Source organism: Marinobacter nanhaiticus D15-8W (assembly GCF_036511935.1).
GTDB lineage: Bacteria > Pseudomonadota > Gammaproteobacteria > Pseudomonadales > Oleiphilaceae > Marinobacter_A > Marinobacter_A nanhaiticus.
This window is the reverse complement of the sequence record NZ_AP028878.1, coordinates 2597958-2622875: the sequence shown is the minus strand read 5'-3', so window position 1 is coordinate 2622875 and position 24918 is coordinate 2597958. Positions and strand designations below refer to the sequence as shown.

At 59.0% G+C, this 24918-nt stretch carries 19 protein-coding genes; 3 read left to right on the top strand and 16 right to left on the bottom strand.

All coding sequences use genetic code 11. The annotated features are described in order from the left end of the window. Positions 1-15: 15 nt before the first annotated feature. The 8 genes from RE428_RS11705 to RE428_RS11670 form a co-directional block, all read right to left on the bottom strand. Positions 16-1290, bottom strand: a complete 1275-nt coding sequence (locus tag RE428_RS11705) for a BatD family protein (RefSeq protein ID WP_004582197.1) — start codon at positions 1288-1290, stop codon at positions 16-18. Next, the gene (locus RE428_RS11700; RefSeq protein WP_004582196.1) at positions 1287-2813 is read right to left on the bottom strand and encodes a VWA domain-containing protein; all 1527 of its coding nucleotides are present in this window, start codon (positions 2811-2813) and stop codon (positions 1287-1289) included. Before RE428_RS11700 ends, RE428_RS11705 begins: the two co-directional genes overlap by 4 nt. Continuing rightward, on the bottom strand, positions 2810-3793 hold the full coding sequence (locus RE428_RS11695) for a VWA domain-containing protein (protein WP_004582195.1): 984 nt from the start codon (positions 3791-3793) through the stop codon (positions 2810-2812). The genes RE428_RS11700 and RE428_RS11695 overlap by 4 nt, the downstream gene beginning before the upstream one ends. After that, the gene (locus tag RE428_RS11690; RefSeq protein WP_004582194.1) at positions 3790-4290 is read right to left on the bottom strand and encodes a DUF4381 domain-containing protein; all 501 of its coding nucleotides are present in this window, start codon (positions 4288-4290) and stop codon (positions 3790-3792) included. Before RE428_RS11690 ends, RE428_RS11695 begins: the two co-directional genes overlap by 4 nt. Beyond that, positions 4287-5267, bottom strand: a complete 981-nt coding sequence (locus tag RE428_RS11685) for a DUF58 domain-containing protein (protein WP_004582193.1) — start codon at positions 5265-5267, stop codon at positions 4287-4289. Before RE428_RS11685 ends, RE428_RS11690 begins: the two co-directional genes overlap by 4 nt. A 13-nt stretch (positions 5268-5280) precedes the next feature. Next, entirely contained in the window at positions 5281-6297 is a 1017-nt protein-coding gene (locus tag RE428_RS11680; protein ID WP_004582192.1) for an AAA family ATPase, read from the bottom strand. Further along, on the bottom strand, positions 6279-7283 hold the full coding sequence (locus tag RE428_RS11675) for an HAD family hydrolase (protein WP_004582191.1): 1005 nt from the start codon (positions 7281-7283) through the stop codon (positions 6279-6281). Before RE428_RS11675 ends, RE428_RS11680 begins: the two co-directional genes overlap by 19 nt. A 65-nt stretch (positions 7284-7348) precedes the next feature. Beyond that, positions 7349-9004, bottom strand: coding sequence for an arylsulfatase (locus tag RE428_RS11670; RefSeq protein WP_004582190.1), 1656 nt, complete (start codon positions 9002-9004; stop codon positions 7349-7351). A 390-nt stretch (positions 9005-9394) separates the two neighbouring features. Between RE428_RS11670 and RE428_RS11665 the strand changes: the two genes are divergently transcribed. Beyond that, a complete protein-coding gene (locus RE428_RS11665; RefSeq protein WP_004582189.1) occupies positions 9395-10363 on the top strand; it encodes a beta-ketoacyl-ACP synthase III in 969 nt (322 codons plus the stop codon). Between the two features lie 208 nt (positions 10364-10571). Here the strand turns inward: RE428_RS11665 and RE428_RS11660 are convergent, their stop codons facing one another. The 7 genes from RE428_RS11660 to RE428_RS11630 form a co-directional block, all read right to left on the bottom strand. After that, positions 10572-12164: an aldehyde dehydrogenase (NADP(+)) gene (locus RE428_RS11660; protein ID WP_004582188.1), complete on the bottom strand. Its 1593-nt coding sequence runs from the start codon at positions 12162-12164 to the stop codon at positions 10572-10574. A 61-nt stretch (positions 12165-12225) separates the two neighbouring features. After that, positions 12226-13218 carry an AraD1 family protein gene (gene araD1 / locus RE428_RS11655; protein ID WP_004582187.1) on the bottom strand — a complete coding sequence of 331 codons (993 nt, stop codon included), beginning with the start codon at positions 13216-13218 and terminating at the stop codon, positions 12226-12228. A 28-nt stretch (positions 13219-13246) separates the two neighbouring features. Further along, positions 13247-15007, bottom strand: a complete 1761-nt coding sequence (locus RE428_RS11650; RefSeq protein ID WP_004582186.1) for an IlvD/Edd family dehydratase — start codon at positions 15005-15007, stop codon at positions 13247-13249. Between the two features lie 63 nt (positions 15008-15070). Then, positions 15071-16087, bottom strand: a complete 1017-nt coding sequence (araH, locus tag RE428_RS11645; RefSeq protein ID WP_004582185.1) for an L-arabinose ABC transporter permease AraH — start codon at positions 16085-16087, stop codon at positions 15071-15073. A 25-nt stretch (positions 16088-16112) separates the two neighbouring features. Continuing rightward, complete coding sequence (gene araG, locus RE428_RS11640; protein WP_004582184.1) at positions 16113-17606, bottom strand: L-arabinose ABC transporter ATP-binding protein AraG; 1494 nt, start codon at positions 17604-17606, stop codon at positions 16113-16115. A gap of 61 nt (positions 17607-17667) precedes the next feature. Further along, complete coding sequence (locus RE428_RS11635; RefSeq protein ID WP_004582183.1) at positions 17668-18663, bottom strand: arabinose ABC transporter substrate-binding protein; 996 nt, start codon at positions 18661-18663, stop codon at positions 17668-17670. A 291-nt stretch (positions 18664-18954) separates the two neighbouring features. Further along, on the bottom strand, positions 18955-20148 hold the full coding sequence (locus RE428_RS11630; protein ID WP_004582182.1) for an aldose epimerase family protein: 1194 nt from the start codon (positions 20146-20148) through the stop codon (positions 18955-18957). Positions 20149-20356: 208 nt separating this feature from the next. On the opposite strand from RE428_RS11630, the gene RE428_RS11625 reads away from it, so the two are divergent. Together RE428_RS11625 and RE428_RS11620 are read left to right on the top strand one after the other, a co-directional pair. Further along, a complete protein-coding gene (locus RE428_RS11625) occupies positions 20357-21307 on the top strand; it encodes a LysR family transcriptional regulator (protein ID WP_040883481.1) in 951 nt (316 codons plus the stop codon). A 246-nt stretch (positions 21308-21553) separates the two neighbouring features. Beyond that, on the top strand, positions 21554-23686 hold the full coding sequence (locus RE428_RS11620) for a putative bifunctional diguanylate cyclase/phosphodiesterase (protein WP_004582180.1): 2133 nt from the start codon (positions 21554-21556) through the stop codon (positions 23684-23686). Between the two features lie 72 nt (positions 23687-23758). On the opposite strand, the gene RE428_RS11615 is transcribed toward RE428_RS11620, so the two are convergent. After that, the gene (locus RE428_RS11615; RefSeq protein ID WP_227500242.1) at positions 23759-24745 is read right to left on the bottom strand and encodes a Gfo/Idh/MocA family protein; all 987 of its coding nucleotides are present in this window, start codon (positions 24743-24745) and stop codon (positions 23759-23761) included. Positions 24746-24918 lie beyond the last annotated feature (173 nt).

The window sequence follows — 24918 nt, the reverse complement described above, 5'->3', positions numbered from 1 at the left end:
TTAGACAGGATCACTCTACCCGGCGGTCCCTCGCTGGGGACCGGGATTGAGGGGCGGCAACGCGTGCTTAGCCTTGGTTTTTCTGCCCGCCGCTGACCGGGCACGGGCAACCGAACGATCGAGGGATTTCCATAACGTCCCGGTGTTCGCCGTGTCTTTTCCGCCATATCTTGCTTGGCCGAGACTTATGAGTGCAGATCGGATGTTCGGGTCATGGCGCGGATCGTGGCCAGCCTGTTTTGCGCTCCATATATCCAATGCCGGGTAGAGCCGCGCAAAATCCCGTCGGGCGATAGTTTGTTTGAGTTGGCGATAGGCATGAGCTTCGGACGTAAGGCGGCGTTGTCGGACGACGTGCCAGCGTTGGCGAACGCCCCCACCCCATCGCCGTACGCCCCAGAAAACGAACAGGATACCTATCAACGCCAGCACCGCTATGCCCAGAAACCAACGCCAATCTACGCCCTTTAACGGCGGCGCCAGGGGCGCGTCTATCTCGAAAGCAAAGCCCTCGACCGACGCCGTTTCCACCTGGCTGCTCGCTATGTTGTACCAGTCGAGTGAAATCGCCGGGACTTCAAACTGACCACCCACCTGGGCCAAAAGCGTGACACTCTCCGTGCGCGTACCAGCCATGACGCCACGGGCGGACGTTTCAGATACAACGGGTTCATCGGGGTAAATAGCAACGCCGGAAAATGACAGTTCAGGCAGCAGCTTTGGCAGGAACATCGGCGAGGTTCCCGAAACCTTGGCCGTGACTGACCAGGTCAGGCTGTCGCCAGGTTTCATCGGGCCTTCGCCGCCATCGTGGCTTTGCTCCAGCGTGAGCGCCCCGGCGGCGAAGAACGGATCCAGCGATTCGGCGCCGGGCGGGACCACACCGCGAAAACGCAACGGGTCTGTCGTGAGATCGATCTGCCGCCTATCCCCGCTCTCCGTATCGGCATAGGTCACCTGAACGGTCTGCGGAGGTATCTCAAACTCGCCGGGGACCATCGGGTAGAGCCTGTAATGCCGGGTAACACCCGCCCAGGTCTCGCCGCCAACCCGAGCACTGGTCGGGCCTGTCGACCGTTCGGGTAGTCGTACCATTACATTGGGCGCCTCGAATCCGGGCCACTCTGGGGGAGACGGCAAGTAGGTGGGGACCAGGACCGTGAGGCGCAAGCTAAGGGGCGTTCCCGGGATGGCCTCCGTTTGCTCGAATTCCGTTTTCAGTACAGGCGTCTCCTGGCCCAATGCCGGAGAAGCCAGCAGCATCAATAGCAGTGGCCAGAGTCCGTTCATGGCGCCTCCTGGTCACGGGCTTCGATCATAAAGCGTTGGCGCAGGAAATCTCCGGTGCGGGTGTCGACCGTGTTCATCCACTGCTCGGTGCTGAGCAGCGGCCCATCGCCCTGCTCCTGCGGCACCTCCATCTGGGTTTCCGCGCCCCGGTTGGATTCGTTGTCGAACACCACTTCATCCGCACCCAATTGTTCCTCTCCCGTGTCCGACTGTTCCCGGGTGCGCTCGATGTAATCGACAATCTCCCGGGCCACATCGAGGTTTGACTGGGCGTTGGGATAGTTCGGGTCCCGCTGCAGGGTGGTCTCGAATGACCGAACGGCATCCCGGTAACCCCGGGACTTGATGTGGGCCATCCCCTGGATAAAGGCGGCCTGGGCGGTTTCGATTCGGTCCAGGGTCGTAACGGCTTCCTCATACTGCCCGTTGCGATAGAGTGCGTAGCCGCGCCAGAGAGGGTCAATGAAATGCTCGGCGGCCGCCGAAAAATCCCGGTCGTGGAATGCGAGCTGACCTTGCTGGTCCGGGGTCAGGAACCAGTCGATCCAGCCGTCGGCGCGAGCTGGCTCAGCCGGTACAACCAGCGTCGCCATTACTGCCAGACCACTCCAGCGCATGGTCCAGCCCCGCCGAAACCACAGCAGCATCAACAGGGCAGCCGGCCAGGCTAGCCAATGGCCACGATCCAGCCAGGGTTGGTCGACGTTTTCGAGCAACGCCTGGCGATAGGCGGAGTTCAATGCCCTTTCGATGCGGTCCAGATCCTCGTCGTCCGGCGTTACCGTCACTACTGGCACCGACAATAAGTCGAGCCCCCGGTCCGGGCTTTCGCTCGGACGTGTCGTAAGGACTGCAATGGAGGGTGCGGAAGGCTCGTTGAACGATTCAGCATCGGCGCCCGCCAATTCGTCCAAAATAAAGAGAATACCGCCCGGCTCGGTTTCCCGTTCGAGGAGGTCCATCGCCAATTGCAACCCTGTCTCGGCCGCCTCGCCCTCCTTCGGCATGACGTCAGGTTCCAGGCCTTCAAGATAAGGCACCATGACTGCAGGATCTTCCGTCATCGGCACGACACGGTGAGCAGTGCCGGCGTAGGCGACCAGGGCGGTTCGTGCCCCTGTTCGTCGGTCCAGCAGGTCCCGGATTTTTTGCTTGCCGCGCTCCAGTCGGGACGGTGCAACATCGGTCTGCTGCATCGACGGGGTGACTTTCAGGACCACGACCACCGGCGCGGACTGTGCCACGAAAGGGTCCGGTTGCCGCGACCAGGTGGGACCGGCAGCGCCAAAAACGGCTAGAACCAGGCTCAACGCGACGCCATCGATCGCCTGCCAACGTCGCTCGCCGCTCGAGCCCACCGTCAACGCTTCGCGAAGATGCGGGGCAATCGTTTCGTCGACCGTTACCCGCGAGCGATGGATCCGGCGTGTACGCCACCACAGGAAGATGATTAGCGGCAGTAGCAACAGCCACCACGGACGGATGAAATGAAACGCGCTGAACAGGAGGCTCCAATCGATCATGTGAGCGCTCCTTGCCGAACGCTCCACTGCAACCATCCCAAGGTCAACAGACCAATCAATGCTGCGGCAAGCAACGGAAAATAAGCCAGTGACTGCCTTGGTCGGTATGACAGGGACTCCACGACGCGCGGTGCCAACTGGTCGATGCGCTGATAGACATGCTCCAGAGCGGTTTCATCTTCGGCGAAGAAATAAGCGCCCTGGGTGTTTTTGGCGATGGTTTCGAGGGTTTGCAGATCGACTTTCTCCTCACCTTTTGCTTGAGGATCGCCAACGCCGATGGTGTAGATTTCGACACCCTGATCCTGGGCGATCGCTGCTGCGTTTACCGGGCTCATCCGGCTTGCGGTATCGCTACCGTCGGATAGGAGAATAAGAAGCCGCTGCTCAATGTCGCTAGCCTCGAAGGTGCGAATTGCGAGACCGATGGCGTCGCCCAGCGCTGTGTGGGGTCCGGCCATGCCCACTTCGGTACGCTGCAGCAGTTCAGTGACCGTATTCAGATCCTCCGTCAGTGGTGCCTGCACGTAGGCTTTCGAGCCGAAGACGATCAGTGCCATACGGTCGCCGTCGCGCCGGGCGACGAAGTCTTCGACCACGTCGCGCACCGCCGCAAATCGTTGCTCAGGCTGCCCGTCAGGGTTCTGGAAATCCCGGGTGTCCATCGAACCGGAAATGTCGATCGCCAGCACGACGTCACGGGCGGAGCGGCTCATTTCCACCGGCGCGCCCACCCGCTCCGGCTGCGCCAATGCGAGAATCAGCAAACACCAGCCCAGGATCGCAGCGATCATCTGCAGACGACGTCGAACCCGCACGATGGCGCCGGGCCCCGTTTGGGCGCCGGCCGCTTCAACCACGCGCCTGAAGAAAGGAAAACGCAGTGCCGGCACCCGCTCCCGGTAGGGCGGCACGAGCCACCAGATCAGTATTGGCAGGGGCAACAGGACCAAGGCCCAGGGGGCGCCGAGGGAGATCATCGGTCTTTACCCGTTGGCGGTGCATGGTGGTGGCGAATCCACTCCGCCGCCAATGAACGGAGGTTGGCGTTGGTCTCGCGTTCGTTATCTGGTGCGTAGGGTGCGCGAACCAGGTCCCCGCCACTTTTCGAGGCGAACCGCCCTTTCCCGCCAGTCTGGTCGAGAAATCGAAGCCACGCCGTGCCGGTCAGTCCCGCCACCTCTCGCCGCGGCCAGGCCGCCAATGCGGTACGGCGCAATATCGGGGCAATCAGGGCAGGATCGTCTCCACAGCGCTTCAGCGCGGCCAAGGCTTCCCGGCGATAGGCGTTGGCACGCCAACGACGAATCGAGCGCCAAGCTACCCAGGTCAGCACAACCAGGACGATAAGCCCTAGCCAGAGCCAGCCCTGGGTTTGCGGCCACATCGAGACGGCCGGCGGTTCCGAGGGCTCGGCCAACCGCTCCATCAAGCTGATCAGATCGGGCGCAGCGGCGCCGGGCTCCTGCGCATTCATCGCGGTACTAGCCCGGTCAGGCGACGCACCTGAGGTGGCGTTTCCTCGCCGGCACTGATGGGTAGGATCGGGACGCCAAAACGGCGCTGCCAATCCAACACCTGTGCCAGACGGCCTTCCGCCATTTCGGTCAGTCGTCGGTAAATGGTGCGGTCACCGGTATCGATATCGGCCTGTAATTCACCGTTGGATACCACCAGCCGTAGTCCTTCGGGTAACTGCTTGGCAAACGGGTCGGTAACCAGAACCAGGATGAGATCGTTATGCCGCGCGATTCCGGCGATCAGACGCTCAGTCTGGTCGTCTACCACGTCGAAATCGCTCAACACGATGACGAGATGGTTCCAGGTGGCAATACGCAGCACCGATTGCAGGACCCTTGTCAACGATACGGGCGTCACCGGGGGTGCGTCTGCCCGCAGTAATTGGTTGGCATCGGTGAGCGCCTGGAGAAAACGGTCCAGTGAGGCGCGCCGGCGTTGGGGTCGTATTTCGGCCAGTTGTTCGTCCCCGAAAACGATCCCGCCAACCCGGTCCCCCTGATCGAGGATGCGAAACGCGGCCAAGGACGCAATTTCCGCTGCGGTCACCGACTTCATATTGAGCCGCGAGCCGAAGAACATCGACATACGCTGGTCGACGACGATCAGCGCCGGACGGTCACGCTCCTCGTTCATCACCCGGACGTGGGGTTCGCCGGTACGTGCGGTCACCTTCCAGTCGATGCTGCGGATATCGTCGCCCGGCAGGTAGTGACGCAGGCTGTCGAAATCGAGCCCGCGGCCACGCAGCTTCGAGGCGTGGCGGCCGTTCAGCACCGAGCGCGCTGGCTGCCTGGGCAGGAACGTGAGCCTGCGAGCTTCGAACTCCAGGGCCCGCAATTGACTCAACGAGACGTGAACATGGGGTGACTCATTCGTTGGAACACGTTTCGGCGTCAGGGTTCCGGTACGAATGCGGGCGGCTCGGTCACGCATGGAGAGGCCCTCCTCAAGGCAGGGCAACCTGGCGAAGCAGTTCGTCCACCACCTGGTCCGGTGTCACGCCCTCGCCCTGCGCCTCGTAGCTTAGGGTCAAGCGATGTCGCAACACATCTGGCGCAATGGTGCGCACGTCCTCCGGATCGACGTAATTACGCCCCTGCATCCAGGCGTGCACCCGACCGCAGCGGTCCAGCGCGAGACTTGCACGGGGGCTGGCACCGATGTCGATCCAGCGTGGCAGGTCCTCACCAAACTCCCCGGGTATCCGTGTGGCGTTCACGATATCGGCCATATACCGAACCATGGCGTCGGACACGTGAATGGCCGCAATCTCCCGGCGCGCGGCGAACACAGCCTCCTGCGGAATGGGTGCCGGTTTTTCCGCAGATAAACCGGTCTTCAGCGACTCGGCCTTTGCCTGCTCTTCACCGCGTACCAGCAGGATGACCTCCACCTCATCCTCCACCGGTGGATAGGTGATGTGAACATGCATCAGGAAACGGTCCATTTGCGCTTCCGGCAGCGGATAGGTGCCTTCCTGCTCGACCGGATTCTGGGTCGCCATGACAATAAACAGCGGCTCCATCCGGTGGGTCTTGCCGGCAATCGTCACTTGCCGTTCCTCCATCGCCTCGAGCAAGGCAGCCTGGACCTTGGCGGGTGCCCGGTTGATCTCGTCCGCCAGGACGACGTTGGCGAATATCGGACCCGGCTCGAAACGGAACTCTCCGCCCGCTTCCGTGCGGAAGTAGATCTCGGTACCGGTGACATCGGCGGGCAGCAGATCCGGCGTGAACTGGATGCGGCTGAAGGCACATTCCAGATTGCGAGCCAGCGCTTTGATAGCTCGGGTCTTGGCCAGCCCCGGCATCCCTTCCACCAACAGGTTGCCATCCGCGAGAAGCCCGATAAGCAGCCTTTCAATCACTGCGGTCTGGCCGATAATCGCCTGGCCCATTCGCTCCTGGAGAGCGGCAATCTGGCCGCGGGCGTCCGAACGTTCGATTAGGGATTCCTTGGCCATACCCGCTCCCAATCCCGGGCCATATCGATGAGCAACCAATCCCGTTCACCCGCCTCATCCAGCCCGCGTTCGAGACGGCCGACATGACTTTCCCGATCGTAGGCCCATTCCCGCTCGGCGTCGGTATGGTGCACGATGACAGCCATCCGCGGGCCTTCACCGGCGGTCGTCCACTCCAGCATCTGGAAGTCGCCATCGGAATTGCCGCCGGCAAAAATCGGGCGCTTGCCAATGTGTGCATCAATGGCAACGGGCTTGCCTTCCTTGTCGTCGATAAATGCAATGCCGGGGTCTTTCATGACCACCGGCTCACCGTCGACGACTTCGTAATGACTCTTTCCGGTGGTACCGACCACCTGATTCGCGGGAATGTTGTATGCATCCTCGGAAAAGGCCCGGATGAAATGAACGCCACCGCCCGAGACGATGTAGGTGGTAAAACCTTCATCCCGGAGATAGCGCAGCAGCTCCAGCATGGGCTGATAGATCATTTCGGTGTACAACATGCCCGTCTCCGGGTGGGTGGCCGTGGTCAGCCAATCACCGGCCTCTGCCTGGAATGCGTCGACAGGAAGGTTCGAATGGGTTGTAGCGATTATTTCCAGCAGACCCTTTTCGCCCGATTGAGCAACGGCGCCCATATCGCCCTCGGCGGCGGCTTTGAGAACATCGGATGACAATACGGATGGGTCATCCTTTGCCATGGCCTTGAGACGATCCATGGCGAACATAAACTGGAAATAGACCGGTTTTTCGGCCCAGAGGGTTCCGTCATTGTCGAAGACCGCAACCCGGTCTTCCTGAGGCACAAAGGTATCCGCCTCCGAATCGGTCACCGATTCGACAAACTCGATGATCGACGCCTTGGTTTCGGTCTCGTTCCAGGAAGGCAGTGGATCGGCCTTCGCCGCGACCGCGCCGAAAAGTAAAGCAAACAGAGCCAGGTACCTGGAGACCTGGCCTCCAGCTGTCATATTGGAGCTCATAGCGTTTTCCCCACGCTGTATTCTGAATCTTGCGGGGCGCCCGAGTCGGACGCCCCGGTCCCGCATTACTGGCGCGGCGCGGGTTGAATGTTCTCGATATCCTCCAGGCGCTTCATCAGATCTTCGTTTCTGAGGGTGTTGTAGCCCAATCCGGCCGCATTGAGGGACGATCCCATCTGGTAGGGGTAATCAGCGAGTGTGGCAAAAAATTCCTTGAGTCTTTGCTGTACGGGCACAAACGTCCACATCGTGTTTTCAGCGTACCAGCGTAGATACATTTCAGACTCCATCCACGCCTTTTCGTAGGGATCGGCCCGCAGGTGAATCACTTTGGGCCAGGCCGGTATTTCACGCACAGCGCTGGAAATATCGCCCTTGAGGACCGCGAAATGTATCTTCCAGTCCTCGACCCGCACGGCGTTCATATTCCCGCCCTGGTCGAAGTAGAAAATCTCGCGTCTGGGACTCTTTTCCTCTTCGCCGGAAAGGAACGGGAGCATGTTGTAGCCGTCCAGGTGAACTCGCCACTCCTTGCCATTCATGGTGGTCCCTTCTTTGAGGTCCTCAACAATGTTCTCGTTACCAACGGCCGCCGCAAAAGTAGGGAACCAGTCTTCCTGGCTGATAATCTCGTTGATCTTCTGACCGGGCTCGATGACGCCAGGCCATTTGACCAGTAGCGGGACTCGGAAGCCGCCTTCCCAGGTCGTACCTTTCTCCCCATGGAAAGGCGTGGTGCCACCATCTGGCCAGGTCACTGTTTCCGCACCGTTGTCCGTCGAGTAGATCACCACGGTGTTGTCGGCGATGCCCAGCTCATCCAGTTTTTCCAGTAGCTGGCCCACTTGCTTGTCATGCTCCACCATGCCGTCTGGATAGAGGCCGACGCCGGTTACCCCTTCCGATTCCTCTTTGAGGTGGGTCCACACGTGCATACGGGTCGCGTTGTACCAGACGAAAAAGGGTTTACCCTGCTGGTTCGCGCGGTCGATGAAATCCAGCGCAGCCGCCATGAATTCCTCATCGACGGTTTCCATGCGTTTGCGGGTCAACGGGCCGGTATCTTCAATTTCCCCGTCGGCGGACGCCTTGAGTACACCGCGCGGTCCAAACTTCTCGCGGAACTCGGGATTCTTCGGGTAGTAGTAACTCTCGGGCTCTTCTTCGGCGTTCAGGTGGTAAAGATTGCCGAAGAATTCGTCAAAGCCGTGATTGGTTGGCAGGTGGTTATCCTGGTCACCCAGGTGATTCTTGCCAAATTGGCCGGTGGTGTAACCATGGTCCTTCAGCATATCGGCGATGGTCGGCGCCCAGTCGGGAATACCATGGGGTGAGCCGGGCATGCCGATGGTCAACAGACCGGTCCGGAACGGGTGCTGGCCGAGGATGAAGGACGCGCGTCCGGCGGTGCAGGACTGTTGGGCGTAGGCATCGGTGAACATGGCGCCTTCCTGCGCCAGGCTATCTATGTTTGGCGTTTGGTAGCCCATGATGCCGTGGTTATAGGCGCTGACATTGTGAACGCCGATGTCGTCGCCCCAGATGACCAGGAAGTTGGGCTTCTGTCCGTTTTCCTGCCCACTTTGATTGTTCTGGCTGGCTTGGTTGGTTTGGCTGTTTTGACTACCGTCCGTCTGCTGAGCGGATGTGGGGGCCGCCAGGATGCATAGGCTCAGAATAGCCGTAAGCCGCAGACTGATGCCGCGTATCGTGTATCGCATGATGCCCTCCTCGGGTTGAGCGCTCGTCCTGAACAACAAGCCAGCAACTGCGATACCGCTCTGTGGCACTATCTAATCAGGTGTGTTTTACCTGTCGGTTGGGTGGTTAAATTACTTTAGTCGATAATCATCCGATGTATACCTTGAAGCGGTTCATTGTTCGCAAATAATTCATACTGTGTGAGCACCCTCCTGACTCAAACCAATTCAACAAAGAACTTGGTGATTGCACTCAATTGCCTGCTTAAGGGCTGACCCTGCCGTCATTTCACACCCGGCCTTTGACAAATCGCTAATAACCCCTGACTCCCACGCCATGTAGGATGTCCTACTACACTTGGATATAGCTCAACCAAATACAGCGTCCGCTTTACCCGGGAACAATTACGCATGCCTTACGCTCGAATCATCGGTACCGGTTCTTACTTGCCCGAAAAAGCTCTTACCAACAAAGACATGGAAAAGATGGTGGATACCACCGACCAGTGGATTCGTGAGCGCACGGGTATCGAGCGTCGACATATTGCTGCCGAAGGCGAAACCACGGTCGACCTGGCGGAGCAGGCCAGTCTGAAGGCGATCGAGGCTGCAGGTATCGATGTTCAGGACATTGACCTCATCGTCTTCGCCACGTCCACGCCAGACAAGATCTTTCCCAGTTGTGCCTGCATCCTCCAGGCGCGCTTGGGAATCCAGGGCTGCCCGGCGTTCGACATCCAGGCGGTCTGCAGTGGTTTCGTCTATGCCTTGTCCACAGCAGACAAGTTCATCAAGACGGGCGCCAGCAAGAAAGCCCTGGTGATCGGTTCTGAAGTCTTCTCGCGCATCGTCAACTGGGAAGACCGCGGTACTTGTGTCCTCTTCGGTGACGGCGCCGGCGCTGTGGTGCTGGAAGCCAACGAAGAAACCGGCATTCTCTCCACCCATATCCACGCCGACGGCCAGTACGAAGACCTGCTGCATGTGCCCTGTGGTATTTCCGACGATTTCGAGCGGGTAAAGGCCGGCCAGGCGTTTATCGAGATGAAGGGTAACGAGGTGTTCAAGGTCGCCGTGAACACCCTTGGCAAGATCGTCGACGAAACCCTTGAATACAACCAGATGCAGAAGTCGGATATCGACTGGCTGGTGCCCCACCAGGCCAACCTGCGAATTATTGCGGCGACGGCCAAGAAGCTGAACATGTCCATGGATCAGGTGGTGGTAACCGTCAACGAGCACGGCAATACATCTGCAGCCTCGATTCCCCTGGCCCTGGATGTGGCTGTCCGTGACGGACGGATCAAGCGGAATGAAGTGTTGCTGCTGGAAGCGTTTGGCGGTGGCTTTACCTGGGGTTCGGCATTGCTGCGTTATTGATGACGGACCTCAAGCTTCGGGTCTAGCCTAGGCAGCCCTTCGGACTGCTCCGAAGCTGAAGCGTCGGCTACATTTTTCGTCTAACTCGAGTATGTAGCAGATGCTTCAGCTTCTGAGGCGCCGAAGGTGCCCATTTTTCTGAACACTCGCCTCAGCGGCAATCCATTAATGAAGAACGTACTCCCGCCCCTCAACTCCTCATCAATATCTAAATCGCCTCCCGACTAAACGCCCCATCCACCAGCCGCAACAACGCCAGCGGATTCGCATTCTTAAGTGCATCCGGCAACGCCACATCCGGCATATTCTGGTAACACACCGGCCTCAGGTACCGCTCGATAGCAAGACTACCAACCGAGGTACCTCGCGCGTCGGTTGTCGCCGGGTACGGGCCGCCATGAACCATCGCGTCATTCACTTCCACGCCAGTGGGGTAGCCGTTGAATAGCAGGCGGCCGACTTTCTGTTCGAGTACGGCCAACAGTTCGTGGCGGTCACTGAGCTCGCTGTCGTCGCCGGAAAAGACCGTGGCCGTCAGTTGACCATTGAGGCTCCGTGCGGCGGTCAGCAGTTCATCGGCGCTATCCACTTCGACAACGACGGTTACCGGGCCAAACACCTCTTCGAGTAGCGGCGATTCGCCATTCTCACCCTGTGACAATAAAAGTTGCTTATCAGCGGTGAACAGGCGGGCCGCCGCCTGGTTGTCACCGCCCTGCCCGACGGCAACTTCCTTGGCACCGTCGAGGCCTTTGAGTCGTTCGATGCCGCGGGCGTAGTTCTCAAGTATGCCGGCATTAAGCATGGTTTGGGGTTGTTGCTCGGTAATCGCTGCCCCCAGCTTCTCGATAAACTGGCGCGACGCAGCCGAGCGCTCCAGAATTACCAGGCCCGGATTGGTGCAGAATTGGCCACAGCCCAGGGCTACTGAACCGGCCAGGCCCTTGGCAATGTCTTCGCTTTGCTGCTCTATGGCACTGCGCAGCATGAACATGGGGTTGATACTCGACATCTCGGCGAACACCGGGATCGGCTCCGGACGCGCTGCAGCCAGATCAAACAACGCGCGACCGCCTCTCTGTGAGCCGGTAAAGCCGACGGCCTTGATGGCAGGTTCCTGAACGAGCTGGGCCCCTACCTTGTCGCCGTAGATCATATTGAACACGCCCGCGGGCATACCGCTTTTCTCGACGGCGCGTTCGATAGCGCTGGCCACGCATTCGGAGGTCACCATGTGACCCGGATGCGCCTTGACCACTACCGAGCAGCCCGCTGCCAGCGCCGATGCAGTATCCCCTCCGGCAACCGAGAAGGCGAATGGGAAATTGCTGGCCCCGAAGACGGCGACCGGTCCCAGTGCGACCTTCATCTGGCGAATATCGGGTTTGGGCGGCTGCTTCTCCGGATCGCCACGGTCGACGCGCGGTCCGAGGAAGTCCCCGCGGCGGACAACGTTGGCAAACATTCGCAATTGATTGCTGGTGCGCGACCGCTCACCTTTCAGCCGCGCCTCCGGCAATGCGCTTTCCCGCTGGACTTCGGCGATCACGTCATCGCCCAGGCCATCGATTTCATCGGCAATGGCGTCCAGGAAGCCTGCGCGCGTGTTCGGATCGGTCTCCCGGTATTCGGCGAAGGCCTTGGCGGCCGCGCTGGCAGCGGCCGCGACCTCGTCAGCCGTCGCTTCCATGAAGCCGACCGGATAGGTTTCACCGGTGGTGGCGTCCAGACTTTTCAGGGTGACCTGGCCGGTGGCGACCCTTTGGCCGCCGATATACTGTTGACCGAGTATCTGGGGCATTGCGTCCTCCTGTACGTTGTCCTGTTAACTGTCCTATGGGTGAACAAGAATGCTCGGGCGTTTATAGATCAGTGACTGAGACGAGCGCTTGATCGGCTTTCTCCAGTGGGTTCCGAAGCACGGGCCCGAAGATTTCCGCTTCTATCTCAAAGATATCCCCTACCCGGGTCGTAATTTCATCCGCGCAACTGAGGGTTGCCGTGCCTAAGAAATGGACGTGGATATCACCGGGGCGCCGGAACTGGGCGTACTTGAAATGGTGAGCCTCGAGGTTGGCGATACTGTGGCACATATTGGCTTCGCCGGAGAGGAACGGCTTTTCCCACAATACCTGGCCATCCCGACGAATACGGGATATCCCGCGGATATCATCCGGCAAGTCGCCCAGCCGCAGTGCCGGCCCAAAGGAGCAGGCACGCAGCTTGGAGTGGGCCAGGTACAGGTAATTCTGCCGCTCGGTGACGTGATCGGAGAATTCGTTGCCAAGCACGAAGCCCAGGCGCCGGGGCTGCCCCTGGTTGTCGATGATGTAGACACCAGCGATTTCAGGCTCTTCCCCGCCATCCAGCGCAAAATCGGGGGACTCCAGGGCTTCGCCCGGGGCCACGACGATGCTGCCATCGCCCTTGTAGAACCATTCGGGCTGCACACCCGGCGCACCACCGGCCGGTTTGCCGCCGTCCAGTCCCAGCCGGAACATGCGCATGGAGTCGGTCAGCGAATCGGTATCTTCCAGTTGTCGGTGCATCTTGTCCCGCCCCTCGGCACTGCCGAGATGGGTCAGGCCGGTGCCGGTAATCAAGAGGTGGGCCGGGTCTGGATGATCGATGGGGGTCAGGAGTTCATCGCCATTGGCCAGCTCCTCGATATCGACTTGCCGGCTGCCCGGCCACTCGTTGACCATCGCCTGCAAACCGATGTTCCTGTCGAGGGCTTTCAGTGCCAGACCGTAGACGCCACCGACACCGTCCAGTACACGCCCGGTGGCTTCCCCATCGGCGACCGCAATAACCTGCTTGCCGCCCTCGGCGTCTAAGCATTGATAAAGTTGCATGAGCCCTGCTCCTGATTTTGCTTTGTTTTCAGTGGGAGTGGGATGGCACCTTGGCGCCACGCAGACCGACCAGGAAATCGAAATCACATCCCTCGTCGGCCTGCAGTACGTGCTCGATGTAGAGCTTGAGGTAACCACCATCGCTGGCGAGGACTCTCGATGCCGCCGTGGCGTCCTGTGCCTTCAACCGGCTGGCCAGTTCCTCGTCGCTGATATCCAGATGTAACCGGCCGGATTCACAATCCAGTTCTATCCAGTCGCCATCGCGTACCGCCCCCAAGGGCCCGCCGGCAGCCGCTTCAGGCGCCACATGCAGGACCACCGTGCCATAGGCGGTACCGCTCATCCGGGCATCGGAGATGCGCACCATGTCGGTGACGCCCTGCTCCAGCAATTTTGCAGGCAGGCCCATGTTGCCGACTTCCGCCATACCCGGATAACCCTTGGGACCGCAGTTACGCATCACCAGCACGCTGCTCGCGTCCACGTCCAGTTCCGGGTCGTTGATACGCGCCTTGTAGTGGTCGAAGTTATCGAACACCACAGCACGGCCCCGGTGTTTCATCAGTTTTGCGGTCGCGGCAGAGGGTTTCAGGACCGCACCTCGGGGCGCCAGGTTGCCACGCAGCACACAGATTCCGCCGTCCTTGCACAGTGGATTGTCAAAGGTGCGAATGACTTCATCGTTGTAGATCGGCGCCTCGGCGACGTTCTCCCAGAGACTGCGGCCGTTCACGGTCAGCGCATCCGGATATGGCAGACGATTCGCCTCGCCGAGTCGGCGCAGCACCGCGGGCAACCCGCCGGCGTAATAGAACTCTTCCATCAGGAAGCGGCCAGATGGTTGCAGGTCGACGATGGTTGGCGTGCCGCGACCAATGTTGGTCCAGTCGTCGAGTTCCAGGTCCACACCGATACGTCCCGCTATCGCCTTGAGGTGGACGACCGCGTTGGTCGACCCGCCGATGGCGGCATTGACGCGGATGGCGTTCTCGAAGGCCTCACGGGTGAGAATCTTCGAGAGCTTGAGATCCTCTTTCACCATGTCCACGATGCGGTTACCGGAGAGCTGCGCCAGCACATAGCGGCGAGAGTCGACGGCGGGAATCGCTGCATTGTGGGGCAACGAAGTTCCCAGGGCCTCGGCAATGCTCGCCATGGTCGAAGCCGTACCCATGGTGTTGCAGGTGCCTGCGGAGCGGGACATGCCCGCTTCTGCCGCCATGAAGTCATGGAGGGATATCTTGCCGGCCTTCACCTGCTCGGAAAGCTGCCAGACGGCGGTGCCGGACCCGATATCCTTGCCCTTGTGCTTACCGTTCAGCATCGGCCCGCCGCTGACTACGATGGTGGGCAGGTCGCAGCTCGCCGCTCCCATCAGCAGCGCTGGTGTGGTCTTGTCACAGCCGACAAGCAAGACGACGCCGTCCACCGGATTGCCGCGCAGGGACTCTTCCACGTCCATGCTCGCGAGGTTGCGCGTGAGCATTGCAGTCGGTCGGAGATTGGATTCGCCGTTCGAAAACACCGGGAATTCCACCGGGAAGCCGCCGGCCTCGAGAATGCCCTGGCGCACCTTGTCCGCAATACGGCGGAAGTGGGCGTTGCACGGGGTCAACTCGGACCAGGTGTTGCAGATACCGATAACGGGGCGACCATCGAAAAGATGCTCGGGAAATCCCTGGTTCTTCATCCAGCTCCGATACATGAAGCCGTTCTTGTCGGCCGTGCCGAACCACGCTGCCGAGCGCAGCGGGCGTTTCTTGTCAGACTGATCATGGTCAGACATCGAATAGTGCTCCCAAATGCGAATTCGAGACTTGTTGGACAAACGATGATGGATGCCGGGCTGTCAGGCCCGGGTTCGACGGGACTGCTTCCAGCGGTCGAAGAGCACCGCGAGCAGCAGGATCGCCCCACGCACCAGGTACTGGTAGAACGTCGGCACATTGAGCAGCCCCATGGCGTTCTGCACGCAGCCCATGATCAGCACGCCCACCAGCACCCCGGTAATTGACGCCACGCCACCGGAGAGCGACACGCCGCCCAGCACACAGGCAGAGATGACCGCCAGTTCAAGGCCCAGGGAGGTATTCGGATCGCCCAACCCCATACGGGAGGTCAGCAGCACGCCGGCGATACCCGCAACGATGCCCTGGAGGGCGAACACGGTGACCTTGAGGCGGCGCACGTTAACCCCCGCGAGGTTGGCGGCCTCGGCGTTGCCGCCGGTGGCAAGTACGTTGCGGCCGAAGGCGGTGACGTTGAGCAGGATGCCGAAGATGATGAAACAGAAGATCATGGTCCAGACAGGCACCGTAAGCCCAAGGAAAGAGGCACTGCCGAGGTCGAAGAAGGCGGGTACGGTAATCATCACCGCATCACCGCCCGAGGTGATGTAGGCCAGCCCGCGCACGAACTCCATCGCCGCAAGCGTCGCAATCAGTGAGTTCACACCGAACCGGGCAACAACGAATCCATTGAAGGCCCCGACTGCCGCCCCCGCCGCGATGCCGGCGGCAACACCGATAAAGACGCTTCCCGAACTCGAGGTGATGACGGCAGCCACGACACCGGTGAAGGCGACGATGGAGGCCACCGAGAGATCCACCTCGCCCAAGGCCAGTACCAACATCATGGTGGTGGCGATGGTACCGATCAGGGTCACCGACAGCAGCAGGCCGACGATGTTACGGCCAGTGAGGAAATCAGGCACGGCCACGGACAGGCCGATAAACAACAGGATAAAGATTGCGATGAGACCCGAGGTATCCATCAGCGTGCGAATGGCCTTGGGCAGGCCGACGCGCCCTTTCCCCGGCGCAAACTCCGCTGAGGACTGAGCCTGGGCCAGTTTTTCGGTAGCCATGATTGTTCTCTCTCTTATCAAGCGTTCAGGCTGGCAGCGCCAGGCCCAACAGACGTTCGGGTGTGGCCTGGTCACGCGGTACGATGTCGACCATCTCGCCGTCGCGCATCACGCCGATGCGGTCGCAGATCGAGCTGACCTCGGCAAGGTCGCTGGATATCACGACGACACTCTTGCCCTGCTCCGCCAGGTCGTAGAGCAGTGAATAGATGTCCCGCCGGGCGCCGACATCGATACCCCGGGTTGGCTCGTCCATGACGAACACGTCGATGTCTTCCGACAGCCAGCGCGCCAGGATCGCCTTCTGCTGGTTACCGCCGGAGAGCGTGCCGATGCGAGTCTCAGGACCCGGAGTCTTGATTCGCAGGCGGCGAATGTAGTCTTGCGCGTTGTCCTTCTCCCGCGTGGCATTGCGGAACACTTTCCAGCGTGAGAAAAAGCGCCTGCAGCTGATATTGATATTGTCTGCAACACTAGCGATGGCGAAGATCCCCTGTGACTTTCGATCTTCGGGGCACATGGCGATACCGGCGTAGATAGCTTCCCGCGGGCTGGCGAACTGACAGGCTTCGCCCTTGAAGTGCACCGCGCCCTCTTCGGCACTGACGGCGCCGCATACCAGCCGCAGCAGTTCGCTGCGGCCAGCGCCGACCAGGCCAAACAGGCCGAAGACCTCCCCCTGGCGCACCTCGAAACTGGCGGGTACCCGTACGCCAGGACCCTTGAGATCCTTGACTTCGAGCACCGCACCCCCGTGCTCGCGGCTGCGGTAGCCGTAGACATCTGCGATCTCGCGGCCGACCATCTCGCTGACCAACAGGTCATGGTCGATATGCTCAAGGGTGGGATGAGTACTGATGTGCTTGCCGTCCCGGAACACGGTGATGGCGTCGCACATCTCGAACACCTCATCCATCCGGTGGGTGACGTAAAGCACGACCTTGCCCTCGTCACGCAGACGCTGGACGATACGCTTCAGGTTACGGATTTCCTGCACCGACAGGCTGCTGGTCGGCTCGTCGAACGCGATGATCCGGGCATTGCGCAGCAGTGCACGGCCGATCTCGATCATCTGCTGCTGGCCGATGGACAGGTCCCTGACCTTAGTGGCGGGATCGATGCCCTGCTCCCCGAGATCCCGGAGCACGCTGATGGCGCTCTCACGCATGGTGCGACGATCGATAAAGCCGTTCTTCTGCGGCAACTGGCCAAGCAACAGGTTCTCCGCCACCGAGAGGTTCGGCGACAGGGTCAGCTCCTGGTAGATGATGGCGATCCCCTGGGCGAGCGCTTCGCGCTCATTGGCGAACACGTGGCGTTCACCATTGATCCAGAGTGCGCCGGCGGTCACCTTGTTGACGCCACTCAGGACCTTCAACAGCGTGGATTTGCCGGCACCGTTCTCACCCATGAGGGCATGGACCTCTCCGGCATGGGCCTCGAATGAGACGTTGTCCAGGGCTCGCACGCCGGGAAATTCCACGGAGATGCCGTCAAACCGCAGGTATGACTCAGACATGGTTGGGCTCCGATAATGGCTGGACAGGGTGGTTAGGCGCCGGAAAGGCGCCGTCCCGGATTTAGAGGTCGAGCTCTTCCCGGACCTGTTGCCAGTTATCGCGCGTCATGAGGGTACCGGCGGTCTCGGTGTTCGCCGGTGGCTTATCACCGCCGGTGATCCAGGTATAGAGATTCTCGGCGCTGTCACGGCCGTGCATGGTCGAGCTTACGGCCACGGTGCCGAAGAACCCGGTAGGATTCTCCCGGGAAAATTCCGCGAAGGCGGCGCCGGAGCCGTTGATGCCGACGCCGATGACGTCTTCAGGTGCCAACCCATACTGTTCGCTGGCACGGACACCACCCAATACGCTTTCCTCGTTCAGCGCGTAGATAACCCAATGCTTGAAGTTCCCGCGCTTGGATAGCACCGGCGATGCTGCTGCGAAGGCACTGCTGGTGTCAGTATTCTGCTGCGGCGCGTCGAAAATATTGGCTTTATTGAATCCCGCATCGAGCAGCGCATCGGTGGCGCCGTCGGTGCGCTCCTTGGCTGTTGGCAGTTCGTAGTTGGTAATGCGCAGGGCAGCGACATCTTCCATGTTCCAGCCGCGGGCTTCGATTTCCTTGGCGATGGCATTGCCCACCTGCTGGCCGATCTTGTACCCGGACATACCCAGGTGTGGCACGTCCTGCATGGGCTCGCCATCGGAATTCAGGAAGCGATCATCCACGGTGACGACCTTCATGTCGTATTGCTCGGCACGGCGCTTGATTACTGGCCCAAGACGAACATCCGGCGGGCATATGACAAAACCCTGGGCGCCCTGCGAGTGGAGGTTATCGATAGCCGAAAGAACTTCCTGGCCATCGACACCGGAAAGTTTGACGACCTCGAAACCGTTCTTTTCACCCAGTTCCGTGGCTGCCTGCTGTTCATTGATGAACCAGGCCTGTTCGGGTTTCTTGACGATAAAGCCGATGGTGACGTCGTCCTGTGCGGCTTGGACGGCCGTGATCGGCAGGCATGCGAGGCTGGCGCTGAGTGCCAGTGCTTTGAGCGTACGAAGGCGTAACATCACTGTCTCCTGTGTGCCTCTGGGGCACGGTTGTTTTTGTTTCCACAGGTATGCGTCCTTAAGACCACTCCACCTTATGTTGCGGGTCGATATACTACAAATCCCAATTTTGGCTACTACCGATATGCATTTTGTTATCGATCAATCCAGACGGACCGCATGAATCTTGGATACAAACAAAAGAACGGCAGCGTCGGCGCATCTGGCCAGGATGTGAAGAATAGCTGGGTCGCTATGGAGAGACCGGAAAGGACGCGCCAGCCCCGAAGAGCCGGCGCGGCATTACCTTAACTAGCGGGTGGAAAAAGTGTAGACCGTCCGGGTTTGGTAGGTTTCGCCCGGCTGCAGGATCGTAGACGGGAAATCCTCCTGGTTGGGCGAATCCGGATAGTGTTGGGTTTCCAGGGCAAACCCGGAGCGGTGTCCATAGGCGTTGCCCGATTTACCGGTCAGGGTGCCATCCAGGAAGTTACCGGCATAGAACTGGATGCCGGGCTCGGTCGTCGACACTTCCATGATCCGGCCACTGTCGGGTTCGGTCACCCTGGCCGCCAATACCAGCTCATCACGGCTCCCCGATTTTCGGTTGAGCACGAAATTGTGGTCGTAGCCCTGGCCAAACGCCAACTGCTGGTTTTCATTCTCGATGCGTTTGCCGATCGCCGTCGGTTCGGTGAAATCGAACGGCGTGCCTTCGACCGGGCGAATCTCGCCGGTGGGAATCAGCGTCTTGTCGACGGGCGTGAAGGCGTCGGCATTGATCATCAGCTGGTGGTCGAGGATCTTGCCGCTGCCCTCGCCTTCCAGGTTGAAATAGCTGTGCTGGGTCAGGTTCACCGGGGTAGCTTTGGTGGTCGTGGCCTCGTAGTCGATGGCCAATGCGTTGTCGTCAGTGAGCGTATAGACCACTTTTACATCGAGCTTGCCGGGATAACCTTCTTCGCCGTCAGCGCTGGTATAGGTCAGTATCAGACCGGCGCCCTCATCGTTCTCGAACGGCTCCGCTTTCCAAAGCACCCGGTTAAAACCCTTGTCGCCCCCATGAAGGTGGTTAGGACCGTTGTTGGTGGCAAGTTCGTAGGTTTTCCCGCCGAGCTCGAATGAGCCGCCGGCAATCCGGTTGCCGTAGCGTCCGATCAGGGCACCAAAATACGGGTTTGATTTCATGTACGCGTCGGAGAGATAACCGTCCAGCGAATCGAAACCCAACACGATGTCGTCGAACTGGCCCTGGGCATCCGGTGTACGCAGCGACGTGATGATCCCCCCATAGGTGGTCACCTCCATCTCGACACCGTTGGCGTTGACGATTCGGTATAGCTCAGCCTCGCGTCCATCCGGCAAGGTGCCGAAGGTGGAACGTTCCACGGACTCCAGGTCTTTCATCGTGTCTTTGTCGTCCTCGTCAGCTTGGATGGTACCGGCAGCAAAGAGGCCAAGGCTAACGGCTATAGCCGCCGATAGGAATGACGTTTTCCATTTCATGTTGTTTGCTCCTGCACTGGGGTTGTTGTTGTTTGCAGATTCGCCGTTCAACGCGGGTAGTGCGGAAAACAGCGAAGTTACGAAGGCCTGGCACGCAGGCGTCCAAAATCACGTTAGACTAGGCAGCGATAACCGACTAATACTGTTTTTACTGTTAATCGATATCTATTTCGTTATCAAAATACGTCAACAGAAAGGACGGCACGCCATGGCGAGACTCAACAACGACTGGTTCCTGCGAGCCCGCCTCAAGATGCGGCATCTCCAACTGTTTCTCGCCATCAACGAGCACCGCAACCTGCACCGTGCCGCAGAAAGTCTGTCGATGAACCAGCCCGCCGCATCAAAGCTGCTAAACGACCTGGAAGAGCAGCTGGATGTGGTGCTGTTCGACCGCCATCCCCGAGGCATGACCCCCAACTGGTACGGCGAGATCATGGTGCGCCATGCCCGCAGCATCCTGTCGCAGCTCAACCATACCGGCGAGGAAATCAATGCCATGCGCCAGGGCAATGCGGGCGTGGTTGCCGTCGGTGCCGTGATGGCCCCAGCGGTTACGATCCTCACGAGTGCGGTGGAGCGGGTTCACCGGGACCTTCCCGGCCTGAAGGTCAGGATCGATGTGGATGTCAGCAAGCGATTGGTGCCTCGTTTGATAGAGGGCGAGTTCGATTTCGTGATCAGTCGGATTCCGGAAGGATTCACCGCCGAGCGGTTTGTTTTCGAGGAGATTGGCGAGGAGGATATCTGCATCGTCTGCCGGGAAGATCACCCGGCGATGGGCGATGCGCCGGTTCAACTTGGCGACCTCACCGCCTTCCCCTGGTCACTGCAACCGCCCGGCGCCCTGCTTCGGCAAAGGGTCGACAACCTCTTCCTACACCACGGTGTGCAACCACCGAAATATATCGTCGACACGCCGGATTTCTTGGTCTCCCTGGCCCTGGTGGACAAATCCGATACCCTCACTGTAACGACCCGGCAGGTGGCGGAGATGGTTTGCGCACCCCAACGATTCAGTGTCCTCCCCTTTGGCGAACCTATCCGGGTCCAGCCATACGGCCTCGTTAGTCTGCGCGACAAGTACCTGTCGCCCGGTGCGGTTCAGCTCCTGAATACGCTTCGGCAAATTATCAGCGAGCCCACGGAGGAGCCCTGATCAGGCGCACAGATCACAGTTATTTCGACCAAAAGTAGTCTTTACCTATACCGTCTTCTCGCACTGTCTTCGATGGTCTATTTAACGCTAGCCGTCTCTTGTCACCCTGACAGAAACCTTTTGCCAACTTTCGTAGCGCTCCAATAAGCTTTCGCCTAGGCTTAAATATGTCAATTGTAGTTGCGTATTTCACTTGAGGCTTTCAAGGTATGAGTTAAGGTTCATGAGTTATAAGGGGTCAGGGATATGAGACTGCCGGATTTTATCCGTTCGAACATGGAAGAGATTCTTAGGGCCTGGGAAAAGAATGCTGCTGGGATTCTCCCGGCCCGGAACTACTCCCGTGAGGAATTGCGCGACCACATTCGCCATGTACTCGCTGGCATATGTGCAGAAATGGATAAGGACGCGGGTCTGCGCCATCCCGCCGATGGCGTCAAATCCACAGGCTCCTATACTCAAAGCCATGCGCGTTACCATGGTGCCGAACGGCATGATTTGGGTGCAGGCATAGTTCAGGTGACCAGGGAATTCAGGGCACTACGTACGACAGTCATTAAGTTCTGGCGGCAATCGGATGCTTTCGGGGCGACACCGACGGATTTCGACGAAATCGCCGGGTTCTACAAAGCAGTCGATAAAGCATTGATCGACTCGGCGGAACAATACGCCTCTAGAAAAGAGAAACAGGGCAGATTGTTCGAAACGATGCTGTCTTCACTCCCCGACCCTTGTTACGTACTGAGTCTGGAAGGCGAGTTCCTCTACGCTAACCGGGCAATCGCAAGCTTGTGCGGGCTGACCAGGACCGATCTTATTGGCCGGAAATTCGAAGAATTCGATTTACCGGAAAGTTATAACAGTATAGACCACGTGGGACGTGTGGTTGAGAGTAAGCACGAGGTTCGAGGCGAGGTCGAGATCGACGTCGGAGCAAACCAGGTACGACACTTCGAGTATGTATATGCCCCCGTATTGGATGCTGAGGATAACGTGGAGGCCGTCTCAGGCGTTGCACACGATGTCACCGAGCATAGACAGTCCGAAGCCGAAGTTTGGCACCACGCCAACTATGACTACTTGACAGGTGTGCCCAATCGGCGACTTTTTCTGGACAGACTTGATCAGCACGCAAACCATTCGAAACGCACGAACGAGCCCTTCGCCGTCATGTTTATTGATCTTGATCGATTCAAGGAAGTGAACGACCAACTCGGTCACGACGCCGGCGATATCCTTCTTCGAAACGTGGCACAGCGAATAGAGGCGAACATTAGGGAAAGCGATACTGTTGCGCGTCACGGAGGCGACGAATTCACGGTACTCTTGTTAGACGGCGGACGGACGTGGGACGTCAAAGCGCTAGCGTCCAATATTCTGCGCGATCTTTCCGAGCCCTTTACGCTAAACGATGACACCGTAGCGATTTCAGCGAGCATTGGTATAACGCTTTTCCCAGAAGACGCCAACACGGTCAAGCAACTACTCAATAATGCTGATCAGGCGATGTATCTGGCCAAAAGCTCGGGGCGCAACCAGATCTGTTTCTATCGAGACCTTCTCGTGCACTCAATGACTTCACGGCTGGAACTGTTAAGCGATTTGCGAGAAGCCCGGCAGAAAAACCAGTTTACGCTTCACTATCAACCGATCGTCGATTTAGGCACTGGCCGCGTGACCAAGGCCGAGGCGCTGTTGCGCTGGGAACATCCAAAACGCGGCCTCCTCGCTCCCGAACAATTTCTCGAGTTGGTCGAAGAAGCAGGCCTGATGCACGAGCTTGAACAGTGGATTTTTTCCGAAGTCGCTTCAACTGCCTCCCCCTGGGGAAATCTATCAAGTGAACCTCTGGAGGTGGCAATTAATGTGTCCGCTAAAGAGTTCGTGCGCAATACTCTCGATATGCCTTGGGAGGCTCACCTTGGTTTGTTTGCCGATTCGAACATGACAGTTGCGGTGGAACTGACCGAGGATGTTTTCCTTGGAGAAATGGATCGTCTTAATGATCGATTTGCCCGTCTTCAGCAGACCGGTGTCCAATTGGCTCTCGACGATTTCGGGACAGGTTATTCTTCTTTAGCATCGCTGAAGAAGTTTAACGTTAACTATCTAAAAATAGATCAGTCGTTTATCAAGGATAATGGTGGTGACATCAGTCACAAAGCGATCGCAGAGTCCATTATCGTCATGGCCCACAAGCTCGGGCTCAAGGTTATCGCCGAAGGGGTCGAGACCCTGGAGCAGCATAACTGGCTTAGAGACGCGGGCTGCGATCTTGCACAGGGTTATTTGTTTTCGCCCCCCGTACCCGCCTCATCCATGGAGTTGTTGCTCAAACGGCCCGAAGGCCTGCCTCCCACTGAAAGCTCTTTTAACTGAAAGTTCGGCAAACCGCTCCAGTGCCACTCTTATCCTCACCGTCGCCCTTATCCTTCAAAATCTTCCTGGCCATCATTCCGACGGCTCGAGATCATTCCAATAGAAAGGATCGACGCTACGACGCTCACTCAGCAGAAAGGCATCCGCCACATGCTGCAGGGGCGTTGCGTCCACCTCGCTACCGACGGACTCGACGAGCTCAGCAAAACGCTGGTAGAGGCCGGGATATTCCCGCTCTTCGGCCTCATGCTGGAGTTCGCCATCGACAAACATCTGGCTGCCACCCTTGGACAGGGTCAGGCGTCCTTCATCCGTCGTCACGTGAATATCCCAGAGTTGTGGACCGGTCTGACGGGAGTCGAATACCGCGCTGACTGGATAACCGTCTGTGCTCTCAAAATAAAGGTCTGCGGCAATCGGGGTTTGCCGGTTGGCCGGCACTTCCAGGACGCCTTTACGAAGAAAAAAAGGCTGGCCCAGGATGGCCGTTGCAATTGAAAGGCCGTTGATACCTGGATCAAAAACGCCCATGCCGCCAGGTTCCCAGATCCAGTCCTGCCCGGGATGCCATACGCGCACATCTTCCTTCCACTGGATGTCCACGCTGCGAACCTTGCGCTTGTCCAACCATGTCCGGGCCGGCTCAACCGCCGGGGCGAACCGCGAGTGCCAGGCCGCGAACAGCGTCTTACCTCCCTTCTCCGCTTGACGTTGGAGCGCGGCGACCTCATTCAACGTGGTGCCGGGCGGCTTTTCCAGCATTACATGCTTACCTCGGGCCAAAGCCTTCGCCGCCAGGACATAGCGGACGGAAGGCGGCACGCAAAGTGTCACCGCATCGATATCCGGAACGGCGTCGAGCATCGCGTCCAGCGTGTCATACCGATCGACGCCCTCCGGCCCGGCGCCATCAGGACTGGCAACGGCGGCCAGCTGGTAAGCCGGGCTATCGAAGAGGGCTGGGTAGTGTTGGTCCCGGGCGATCTTGCCGAAACCGACGATGGCTATCTTGATAACGGGCATATTCGTTGACTCGGAGATGTTCCCTGACTTGGACATAGCTTTGTTATTCCAACGAGCGAGAAAGAACAAAGAAACCCAACCATAACGATCAAACGTCTTGCAATCTAATAGCCATTTGGAGTACTTGCGATATGCATACTGGTATCGATACCTATACCCGATGTGTCGCTTCAGTATTACAAAAGCCGAAGGTTATTTGCGTATTGGTG

Excerpts from the sequence above, each read along its gene's own strand:
- RE428_RS11615 (WP_227500242.1), bottom strand. The coding sequence starts at position 24,745 with ATGTCCAAGTCAGGGAACATCTCCGAGTCAACGAATATGCCCGTTATC.
- RE428_RS11705 (WP_004582197.1), bottom strand. The coding sequence starts at position 1,290 with ATGAACGGACTCTGGCCACTGCTATTGATGCTGCTGGCTTCTCCGGCA.
- RE428_RS11660 (WP_004582188.1), bottom strand. The coding sequence starts at position 12,164 with ATGCCCCAGATACTCGGTCAACAGTATATCGGCGGCCAAAGGGTCGCC.
- RE428_RS11690 (WP_004582194.1), bottom strand. The coding sequence starts at position 4,290 with ATGAATGCGCAGGAGCCCGGCGCCGCTGCGCCCGATCTGATCAGCTTG.
- RE428_RS11685 (WP_004582193.1), bottom strand. The coding sequence starts at position 5,267 with ATGCGTGACCGAGCCGCCCGCATTCGTACCGGAACCCTGACGCCGAAA.
- araH (WP_004582185.1), bottom strand. The coding sequence starts at position 16,087 with ATGGCTACCGAAAAACTGGCCCAGGCTCAGTCCTCAGCGGAGTTTGCG.
- RE428_RS11630 (WP_004582182.1), bottom strand. The coding sequence starts at position 20,148 with ATGAAATGGAAAACGTCATTCCTATCGGCGGCTATAGCCGTTAGCCTT.
- araG (WP_004582184.1), bottom strand. The coding sequence starts at position 17,606 with ATGTCTGAGTCATACCTGCGGTTTGACGGCATCTCCGTGGAATTTCCC.
- RE428_RS11620 (WP_004582180.1), top strand. The coding sequence starts at position 21,554 with ATGAGACTGCCGGATTTTATCCGTTCGAACATGGAAGAGATTCTTAGG.
- RE428_RS11665 (WP_004582189.1), top strand. The coding sequence starts at position 9,395 with ATGCCTTACGCTCGAATCATCGGTACCGGTTCTTACTTGCCCGAAAAA.
- RE428_RS11695 (WP_004582195.1), bottom strand. The coding sequence starts at position 3,793 with ATGATCTCCCTCGGCGCCCCCTGGGCCTTGGTCCTGTTGCCCCTGCCA.
- RE428_RS11635 (WP_004582183.1), bottom strand. The coding sequence starts at position 18,663 with ATGTTACGCCTTCGTACGCTCAAAGCACTGGCACTCAGCGCCAGCCTC.
- RE428_RS11680 (WP_004582192.1), bottom strand. The coding sequence starts at position 6,297 with ATGGCCAAGGAATCCCTAATCGAACGTTCGGACGCCCGCGGCCAGATT.
- RE428_RS11675 (WP_004582191.1), bottom strand. The coding sequence starts at position 7,283 with ATGAGCTCCAATATGACAGCTGGAGGCCAGGTCTCCAGGTACCTGGCT.
- RE428_RS11625 (WP_040883481.1), top strand. The coding sequence starts at position 20,357 with ATGGCGAGACTCAACAACGACTGGTTCCTGCGAGCCCGCCTCAAGATG.
- RE428_RS11650 (WP_004582186.1), bottom strand. The coding sequence starts at position 15,007 with ATGTCTGACCATGATCAGTCTGACAAGAAACGCCCGCTGCGCTCGGCA.
- RE428_RS11670 (WP_004582190.1), bottom strand. The coding sequence starts at position 9,004 with ATGCGATACACGATACGCGGCATCAGTCTGCGGCTTACGGCTATTCTG.
- RE428_RS11700 (WP_004582196.1), bottom strand. The coding sequence starts at position 2,813 with ATGATCGATTGGAGCCTCCTGTTCAGCGCGTTTCATTTCATCCGTCCG.
- araD1 (WP_004582187.1), bottom strand. The coding sequence starts at position 13,218 with ATGCAACTTTATCAATGCTTAGACGCCGAGGGCGGCAAGCAGGTTATT.